We start from the raw sequence: 9,299 nt of genomic DNA, 5'->3' as shown, positions 1-9,299 counted from the left end.
TGGTGCTCGACGGGGCGGGGGGCGCCTGGATCAATGCGCTCGCCCTCGCGCCGGGCGTCCTCGAGGGGCGGCCCGGCGACGTCGGTCGCGTCGCGACGGCGCCGGCGTCGGTGCGGCGGGCGGCGGAGGCGGACCTCCGCGTCCGCCTCGAGGCGGCCCTCGCCGACCTCCCCGCGCACCTCGCCCCCCGCGTGCCGGGCTTCGTGGCCGGCGCCCCCGTGCGGCTGGCGCCGTCGCCGTACCGACGCGAAACCGTCCACCTGCGCGCGGCGTGCACCCTGCGGGGGGCGGACGTGCTCGCGCACCGCTCCGGCCCCCTCGACGTCGCGGTGGGCGGCTACCCCCTGGACGTGCAGGCGACCCGGCACGCGCCGGGCGGCGTCGTGATCGCCGACCCCCTGCGGTACGGCGTGCCGCTGTGCACCACGGTGCCCGCCGACGGGCCCGACGGCCTGTGGGCGGTCGGGCGGGGCGTGGGGTACGACCCCGTGGCGTACGCCAGCGCTCGGGTGGCGCCGCTCGGGGTGGCGGTCGGCGAGGCGGTCGGGGTGGCCGCCGTGGAGGCGGTCCGCGCGGGACGCTCGGCCCGCGACGCCGCCCTCGACGCGACGTTCGTGGCGGGGGTGCGCGCCGCGTTGTCGGCGCGCGGCGCGGTCCTGCCCGCCCCGCCCGACCCGCCGCCGGTCGCGGCGGCGGCGCCGTACGGGTCCGCGTTTCGCACCCTCGCCGCGTACGGGCTGGCGGCGGCGGGGTACGCCAACGCCCCCGCGGGCGAGGTCCCGGTGACGTGCGCCACGCTGCGGCGGCAGGTGGCGGGCGTGCTGCGGCGGGCGGGCGACGCGCCCGCCGCCGCTCGGGACCTGGAGCGCGCTCGCGTGTGCCGTCCCGGTCCGGCGACGTCGGCCGACGCCGCCCGGGTGCAGCGTCACGCCGCCTGCCTGGCGCGGGGCGCGTGCGCGGGCGCGGCGACGCCCGCCGCGTTGCGGGCCGAGGGGTTCTGGCCGGCGGGCGTCCCGGAGGGCGGCCCGCTGCTTCGGGGGCAGGCGTGGGCGTTGGCGGCGTCGTGGGCCGGTCCGCCGGACGCCGCCCCCTGAGCGCTTCGGGGGCGTCGGTCCGCTTGACCGCCCCCGCGGGCGCTGCTACGCTCAATCGCTACGCCGACGCGCCCGTGCCGGGATGGCGGAACGGTAGACGCAGTAGATTCAAAATCTACCGGGGCAACCCGTGCGGGTTCGAATCCCGCTCCCGGCACCACGCTCCACGCCGTTCCCGGCCCCGCGCCGTCCTTTGGAGGTCTCCGTGTTCGTCCTGTTCTGGTTGGTCCTGGCGCTCTTCATTCTCGCCTCCGTCGGCCTGACGGCGGTCGTGCTCCTGCAGGAGCCCAAGCAGGCCGGGCTCGGGGACGGCCTCACCGGGGGGTCCGGCGGCGACTTCGGCTCCGCGGGCGGGACCGCCGGCGGGCTGCAACGCCTCACGATCTACGTGGGGGTCGCCTGGGCCGGCCTCGCGCTGCTGTTGCAGATCATCCCCCGCTGACGTAGGCGCGCCCCGCGGCGCGTCGTCCTCCGCACGTCACGGCGCGCCCTCGCGGGCGCGCCGTTCACGTCGTTCGGACCGCGCGCCGGCGGGGTTTTGTGCGGGGCCGGCGTCGGTGCTACATTTTTGCAACCGCACGCACGGACATGCGGCGTGCGGCTCGCTACGCTTCGCGCGTACGGATCGGGCTCCGTTCCGCTTGGTTTCGTTCCACTCGGTTTCGTTCCGCTCGGTGTCGTTCCGCCCGGATTCGTCTCACGCCAAGGAGGCCCCATGCACCGGATGTCGTCGTTCCTGCTCGCCCTCGTCGCCCTCGCCACGTTGGCGTGGGCCTCCGCCCAGCCGCTCACGTGGCCCGCCGCCTGGACCTCCGCGGAGCCGGGCGAAGCGCAGTACGGGGGCACGTTCCGGGTCTCCGCCCTGAGCGACCCGCGGACCTTCAACCCGTTCGTCAGCGCCGAAGAGAACGACATCGTCGACGCCGCCGACGCCACGACGCTTCTCCAGCAGGGCCCGGACTCCGACGCCTTCGTCCCCAACATGGCGGAGTCGTTCGAGATCGCCGACGACGGCCTGAGCGTCACGATGACGCTGCGCGAAGGCCTGCGCTGGTCCGACGGGGAACCGATCGACACCGACGACTTCCTCTTCGCCTACGAGGCGCAGACCGACGAGGACGTCGGCTCGAACGCCTACGACGGCTGGTTCATCGAGGGGGAACTGATCGAGATGACCGCCGTCGACGCCCGCACGGTGCGGTTCGACTTCCCGAAGGAGGACCGGCTCGCCCTCGTGGTCGCCGGCTACCTGTCGCCCGCGCCCGACCACGTCCTCGGCGCCATCTACCGCGAGGGCGGCGCCGAGGCCCTCAAGGAGGCGTGGGGCACCGAGACCGACGTGAGCGAAACGGTGTGGGCCACCGCCTTCGTGCCGGTCGAGTTCCTGCCGGGGCAACGCATCGTGTTCGAACGCAACCCGTACTTCGGGGAGTGGAACGTCGACGAGCAGGGCAACGCCCTGCCCTACCTCGACCGCTACGTCGTCGAGATCGTCGAGTCGGTGGACGCCGCGTTGAACCTGTACCTCGCGGGCGAGATCGACGCCTTCTCGCCGTCGAACCTCGATCAGGTCGGGGTCGTGAGCCAAGCGATCCGCAACGGCGACATCGACGCGGAGCTGTTGCCGAACGTCGCGCCGGTCGCGTCAAGCCAGTTCATCGTCTTCAACTGGAACAAGGCCAGCGAGCCGGCGAAGGAGGCGTTGTTCCGCGACGTGCGCTTCCGGCGGGCGATGAGCCACCTCGTCGACCGCGAAGCGATCACCGAACTCGTGTACGGCGGGTCCGCCGCCCCGATGTGGTCCGACGTCTACCAGGCGTACGCCTACTGGGTGAATCCGGACGTCCCGAAGTACCGGTACGACCCCGAGCGCGCCCTGGAGCTGCTCGCCGAGGTGGGCTTCACGCCGAACGACGACGGCGTCCTCGTGAACGACGCCGGCGAGGAGCTCGCCTTCACCCTCGCGACGAACGCCGGGAACGACCAGCGCGAACAGATCGCGCAGATCTTCGCCGACGAGGCGCGCGCCGCCGGCGTGCAGATCGACGTCCAGGCGATCGACTTCAACCTGCTCGTCGACCAGCTGCTGACCACCGGCGACGACCGGCCGTTCGACGCCATCCTCATCGGCCTGCAGGGCGGCAACCGCATTTGGCCGTGGGGCTCGAACGTGCTGCCGTGCGACGGCAACCTGCACATGTACAACCAGTCGGGCGCCTGCCTCACGGACGCCGAACGCGACGCCGAACGCCTGTACGGCGAGGGACGCCGGACGCTGGACACCGAAGCGGCGCGGCAGATCGGCTACGCGATCCAGGCGCGCATGGCGGCCCTGCAGCCGCAGATCTTCACCGTCAGCCCCCTCGCGCACTTCAGTTGGGCGTCCGACGTGGCCGGCGAACACCCTGCCGACCTGATCGACACCGTCGTCGGCGTCCGCCAGCTGCCGCTGACCTTCAAGCGCTGAGTCGCACGGGGGCGCGTCGGCCCCCGCCCCCCCTCGCGCCCGCGCGTCCGCTTCGGCGGCGCGCGGGCGCCCGCCCCCATGGAGCCCACCCCGCGTGTTCGGTTACGTCGTCCGCCGCCTCTTCAACCTCGTCCCGACGTTCCTGGGCGCGACGTTCCTCGCGTTCCTCGTCGCGCAGTTGGTGCCGGGCGACTTCCTGGCGCAGCGCGCCCTCGAGCCGAACGTCCGGCCGGAGACGATTCAGCGCCTCCGCGAGCAGTTCGGGCTCGACCAACCGTGGCCGGTGCAGTACGTGCGGTGGTTGGGGTCGCTCCTGCAGGGCGACCTGGGGTTGTCGTTCAGCAGCAACCAACCGGTGTGGGACCTGATCGCCGCCCCGATCCGCAACTCGATGGTGCTGGTGGTCGCGTCCCTCGTTCTGCTGTACGCCCTCGCGATCCCGCTCGGCGTGTTCTCCGCCGTCCGGCAGTACTCGTGGGCCGACCAGATCGTCAGCGCGGTCGCGTACTTCGGGCTCGCCATCCCGAACTTCTTCTTCGCGCAGGTGTTGATCCTGGGGTTGTTCCTGTTGCGCGGCTTCACGCGCGACGCGTTCGGGTTCAACGAGCTGCTGTTGCCGGTCGCGCAGATGACGAGCAGCGACTTCTCCGACCTGAACGCCTGGGGGCGGTTCCTCGACGTCGCGCACCACACGATCCTGCCGGCGTTCGTCGTCGCGACGTCGGGCGTGGCGGGGTTCACGCGGGTGCTGCGCGCCCAAATGATCGAGTACCTCTCCAGCGACTTCATCCGCACCGCCCGCGCGAAGGGGCTGGGGCGGCGCAGCATCACCTACAAGCACGCCCTCCGTCCGGCGGTCATTCCCTTCGTGGCGGGGATCGGTGGGATCCTACCGACGTTGATCGGCGGGGCCGGCCTCGTGGAGATCGTCGTGTCGTGGCCCGGCATCACCCCCACCCTGTTGGCCGCCATCGCGCGGCAGGACATCTACGTCGTCCTCGGCCTGGTGGTCGTCACGACGCTGTTGTTGATGATCGGCAACCTGATCTCCGACCTCCTCCTCGCCGCGGTCGATCCGCGCATCCGGTACGACTGACGTGACGACGCCCCGCCCCCCGCGCGAACCGGACGTCGAGGTCCTCGAGGGCCTGGTCGAACGGTCGATGTCGCAACGCCAGATCGCCTGGCGGCAGTTCCGCCGGCACCGCGTGGCGATGGTCGGGGCGGGCGTGCTGATCGCGATGTACCTGGTGACGATTTTCGCGGGGTTCATCGCGCCCTACGGCGTGAACGAGTACCGGACCCGCCCCGTCGCGGCGTTCCGCCCGCCGACCCCCATCCACTGGACCGATCCCGACACCGGACGGTGGGTGCGGCCGTACGTCCACGACGTGAAGGTCGAGCGCGACCCCGTCACGTTCCAGCGGGTCTACGTCGAGGACACCTCGACGCGGTACCCGATCCGCTTCTTCGTCGAGCGCCCCGAGGCGACCTACTCGGTGTTGGGGTTGTGGGAAAGCGACCTGCACCTGTTCGGGGTGGACGACCCCGCGCGGATCTTCCTGTGGGGGACGAACGACCTCGGCAAGGACGTGTTCAGCCGCGTGCTGTACGGCGGGCAGGTGAGCCTCGTGATCGGGGTGCTGGCGGTCTGGGTGTCGCTCTTCTTGGGGTTGGCGTTCGGAGGCATCGCCGGCTTCTACGGCGGCTGGGTCGACGAGTTCGTGATGCGGCTCGTCGAGGTGCTCTCCGCCATCCCGAGCCTGTTCCTGTTGGTGGTCCTCGCGAGCCTCCTGCAGGACCCCCGCAACCCGCTCGCGCAGGCGTTCGGCCTGGAGATGAACAGCGCCCAGACCTTCCTGATGGTCGTGCTGGTGCTCGGCTTCGTCGGGTGGGGCGGCCTGGCCCGCACGATCCGCAGCCTGGTGCTGTCGATCCGCGAGATGGACTACGCCGCGGCCGCGAAGGCGCTCGGCGCGAACGAGGGGCGGGTCCTGCGTCGGCACCTCCTCCCCGCCACCGCCAGCTACGTCGTGGTCGACCTGACGCTGGCGATTCCGGGGTTCATCCTCACCGAGACCGGCCTGTCGTTCATCGGCTTGGGGCCCAGCGCCGTCGACACCGCCAGTTGGGGGTTGCTGTTGTCCGACGCCACCGCCCGCGGCATCTCGATCCAGTTCGTGCCGTGGCTGCTGATCCCGGGCATCCCGATCTTCCTGGCGGTCCTCAGTTGGAACCTGGTGGGCGACGGCCTGCGCGACGCCCTCGACCCCCGCAAACGCCGTTGACGCCGCGGTCCCACGCCCTCCCCCTCCACGCAACGCCGTCGTTACGGTAGAGTCCCGCAGGAGGTTCTTGCGCATGCCCAGTTCCGAACGACTGCTCGACGTCGTCGATCTGCAGACGTACTTCGATACCGACGAAGGTACGGTCAAGGCGGTCGACGGCGTCAGCTTCCACATCGACAAAGGCGAGACGCTCGGCGTCGTCGGCGAGTCCGGCTCCGGGAAGTCCGTCACGAGCCTGTCCACCATGCGGTTGATTCCGCAGCCCCCCGGGCGCTTCGCCGGAGGCCGCATCGAGTTCGAAGGTCGCAATCTGTTGACCCTCTCCGAGGCGGAGATGCGCAAGATCCGCGGCAACGAGATCAGCATGATCTTCCAGGAGCCGATGACGAGCCTGAACCCGGTCTACACGGTCGGGGACCAGATCTCCGAAGCGATCCAACTCCACCAGGGCAAGACCCGCCGCCAGGGCATGAAGATGGCGACGGAGATGCTGGACCTCGTGGGGATCCCCGAGCCCGGCAAGCGCGTCAAGAACTACCCCCACCAGATGTCGGGCGGCATGCGGCAGCGCGTCATGATCGCCATGGCGTTGTCCTGCAGCCCGAAGCTGTTGATCGCCGACGAACCCACGACCGCCCTCGACGTGACGATCCAAGCGCAGATCCTGGATCTGATGCGGTCGCTGCAGGAGGAGATCGGCATGTCGATCCTCTTCATCACGCACGACCTCGGCGTCGTCGCGGAGGTCGCCGACCGCGTGGTCGTCATGTACGCCGGGCGGGCCGTGGAGGAGGCCAGCGTGGGCGACATCTACGCGAACCCGCGGATGCCGTACACGCGCGGTCTGCTGAACTCGATCCCGCGCGTCGACAAGGTCGCCGAACACCAGGAGCGCCTCGAAGCCATCCCCGGGAACGTCCCGAACCCGCTGTCGTTGCCCCAAGGCTGCGCCTTCCATCCGCGCTGCAAGTACGCCGACGACGTGTGCACCACCGCCATCCCGCCGCTCGAGGACGTCGGGGACGGGCACATGGTGCGCTGCGTCCGCCAAGCCGAGATCGACCTGAAGAAGGACGAGGTGCACGCGTGAGCGACGTCGCCACCACGCCCGACGCCGCGGCGAACGCCACCGCGCCGCTGCTCGAGGTCAACAACCTCAAGAAGTACTTCCCGATCCGCGGCGGGATCTTCTCCCGCGTCGTCGCGAACGTCAAAGCGGTGGAGGACGTCACGTTCGCCATCAACCCCGGCGAGGTCGTCGGCCTCGTCGGCGAATCCGGATCGGGCAAGACCACCGCGGGGCGTTCGATCCTCCGCCTCATCGAGCCGACGTCGGGGGAAGTGAAGTTCGACGGCGTCGACGTCACGCAACTCGACAAGACCCGCATGCGGGAGTACCGGAAGAAGATGCAGATCATCTTCCAGGACCCGTTCGCCAGCCTGAACCCGCGCATGTCGGTCGGCGACATCATCGGTGAAGCGCTGCAGATCCACAACCTCGCGAAGGGCAAGGTCCGCGAGGAGAAGGTCGCCGACCTGCTCGAGCGCGTCGGCTTGAGCGCGTCGCACATGCGCCGCTACCCGCACGAGTTCTCCGGCGGGCAACGCCAACGCATCGGCATCGCTCGCGCCCTCGCCGTCGATCCGCAGTTCATCGTCGCCGACGAACCGGTCTCCGCCCTCGACGTCTCCATCCAAGCGCAGGTCGTGAACCTCCTGCAGGACCTCAAGGAGGAGCTCGGGCTGACCCTGTTGTTCATCGCGCACGACCTCGGGGTCGTCGAGTACATCAGCGACAAGGTCATCGTCATGTACCTCGGCAAGGTCATGGAGGTCGCGCCGTCGAAGGAGCTCTACGCCAACCCGGTCCACCCGTACACCGAGGCGTTGCTCTCCGCCGTCCCGATCCCCGACCCGACCGTGAAACGCGAACGGATCATCCTGCAGGGCGACATCCCCAGCCCCATCAACCCGCCCTCGGGCTGCGTCTTCCGGACGCGCTGCCCCATCGCGATCGAGGACTGCAAGCACGTCGACCCGCCCCTCGAAGAGGTCTCCCCCGGCCACTTCAAGGCGTGCATCCGGCGTCCCTGACGATGCCGCGCGGGCGTCCCGCGCAGCGTCCGGCGGACCCCGCGTGAGCGCGTCCCGCCCCGGCGACGCGCGCTCCGACGCGGCCGCGACCTTGGAGGCGGTCGGCGAACGCCTCCAAGGCGCCGTCCTCTCGCTCCTCCCCGACGGGGGCGACGACCCCGAACGCGCCCGCTTCGCCGACCTCCAGCGCACCTACCCGGCGCGCGGCGGCAAAGGCCTCCGCGGGAAGTTGCTCCTCGCGGCGGCGTACGCGCACGGCGCCGACCCCGAGGACGCCCTCCCCGTCGCCGCCGCCCTCGAACTGTTCCAGAACTGGGTGCTGGTGCACGACGACGTCGAGGACGACTCCGACGAACGGCGGGGCGCCCCCGCCCTCCACCGGGAGGTGGGCGTCCCGGTCGCCATCAACGTCGGCGACGCGATGCACGTCGCGATGTGGCGGGCGCTCCTGGCGCTCGACGCGCCGTGGCGCGACGCCGTCCTGCACGAGTTCGCCACCACCATCGCGCAGACCGCGGAGGGGCAACACCTCGACCTCGCCTGGGTCGCCGACGGACGCTTCGACGTCGACGAAGCCGCCTACCTCGGCATGGTCGAACGCAAGACCGCCATCTACACCGTCGTCGCCCCCCTCCGCCTCGGGGCGCACGTCGCCGGCGTCGCCCCCGACCCCCGCTACGACGCCGCCGGACGGGCGCTCGGCGCGGCGTTCCAGATCCGCGACGACGTCCTCAACCTCGAGCCGGACCGCGGGGGGTACGGCAAGGAGTTCGCCGGCGACCTGTACGAAGGCAAACGCACCCTCATCCTCGCGCACGCCTTCGCGCGCCTCGCCCCCCGCGACGGCGCTCGCCTCCGGGCGTTGCTCGACCGCCCGCGCCGCGACAAGACCGACGCCGAGATGCGCGAAGCGCTGGACCTGATCACGTCCGTCGACGCGCTCGCCTCCGCCCAAGCGACCGCGCACGCGAAGGCGGACGAGGGTCGCGCCGCGTTGCAGGCCGCGCTGGTCGAGCGGACCGACGCCGCCCGGCGCGCCCCGTTGGTCGGCTGGATCGACGCCCTCGTCGATCGCGACGCCTGACGCCCCCCGCTCGGCTCGGGACGCCCCACCGCCGCCCCCCGGCGCGGGGGTGCGGCACCCTCCGGGCATGCCCCCCCGGACGCGGCGCACCCCCGCCGCCCTCCCCCCCTGGCTGGCCCTGCTGCCCTGCGCCGTGTGCCGCCGCGAGCCCGGCACCCGCGACGGCCTGTGCGACGCCTGCCGCACCGCGGTGCAGGCCCGCACGACGGCGGACGCCGCGACGCTCGCCGGCGACGTACCCGTCGCCTGGCTCGGGCCGCACGCACCCCCCT

9 protein-coding genes and 1 tRNA gene are annotated in these 9,299 nt (G+C 71.5%); all 10 read left to right on the top strand.

The window, feature by feature from the left end; all coding sequences use genetic code 11:
• On the top strand, positions 1 to 1,094 hold a 1,094-nt coding region (locus RI554_08770), incomplete at its 5' end, for an FAD-dependent oxidoreductase (GenBank protein MDR9392103.1).
• A 76-nt stretch (positions 1,095 to 1,170) separates the two neighbouring features.
• Positions 1,171 to 1,254 (top strand) — tRNA-Leu (locus tag RI554_08765).
• A 45-nt stretch (positions 1,255 to 1,299) separates the two neighbouring features.
• On the top strand, positions 1,300 to 1,536 hold the full coding sequence (secG, locus tag RI554_08760) for a preprotein translocase subunit SecG (protein MDR9392102.1): 237 nt from the start codon (positions 1,300 to 1,302) through the stop codon (positions 1,534 to 1,536).
• 273 nt (positions 1,537 to 1,809) lie between these two features.
• Positions 1,810 to 3,561 carry an ABC transporter substrate-binding protein gene (locus RI554_08755; protein MDR9392101.1) on the top strand — a complete coding sequence of 584 codons (1,752 nt, stop codon included), beginning with the start codon at positions 1,810 to 1,812 and terminating at the stop codon, positions 3,559 to 3,561.
• A 94-nt stretch (positions 3,562 to 3,655) separates the two neighbouring features.
• The gene (locus RI554_08750; protein MDR9392100.1) at positions 3,656 to 4,657 is read left to right on the top strand and encodes an ABC transporter permease; all 1,002 of its coding nucleotides are present in this window, start codon (positions 3,656 to 3,658) and stop codon (positions 4,655 to 4,657) included.
• Position 4,658: 1 nt separating this feature from the next.
• A complete protein-coding gene (locus RI554_08745) occupies positions 4,659 to 5,849 on the top strand; it encodes an ABC transporter permease (GenBank protein ID MDR9392099.1) in 1,191 nt (396 codons plus the stop codon).
• A 73-nt stretch (positions 5,850 to 5,922) separates the two neighbouring features.
• Positions 5,923 to 6,939: an ABC transporter ATP-binding protein gene (locus tag RI554_08740; GenBank protein MDR9392098.1), complete on the top strand. Its 1,017-nt coding sequence runs from the start codon at positions 5,923 to 5,925 to the stop codon at positions 6,937 to 6,939.
• Positions 6,936 to 7,943 carry an ATP-binding cassette domain-containing protein gene (locus RI554_08735; GenBank protein ID MDR9392097.1) on the top strand — a complete coding sequence of 336 codons (1,008 nt, stop codon included), beginning with the start codon at positions 6,936 to 6,938 and terminating at the stop codon, positions 7,941 to 7,943. The genes RI554_08740 and RI554_08735 overlap by 4 nt, the downstream gene beginning before the upstream one ends.
• Before the next feature lie 43 nt (positions 7,944 to 7,986).
• Positions 7,987 to 9,027, top strand: a complete 1,041-nt coding sequence (locus tag RI554_08730) for a polyprenyl synthetase family protein (GenBank protein MDR9392096.1) — start codon at positions 7,987 to 7,989, stop codon at positions 9,025 to 9,027.
• 67 nt (positions 9,028 to 9,094) lie between these two features.
• A partial coding sequence (locus RI554_08725; protein ID MDR9392095.1) for a hypothetical protein occupies positions 9,095 to 9,299 on the top strand: 205 nt, incomplete at its 3' end.

Source organism: Trueperaceae bacterium (assembly GCA_031581195.1).
Classification (GTDB): Bacteria; Deinococcota; Deinococci; order Deinococcales; family Trueperaceae; genus SLSQ01.
Note: the sequence above shows the minus strand (reverse complement) of the source record. Positions and strands in the feature narration are given on the sequence as shown.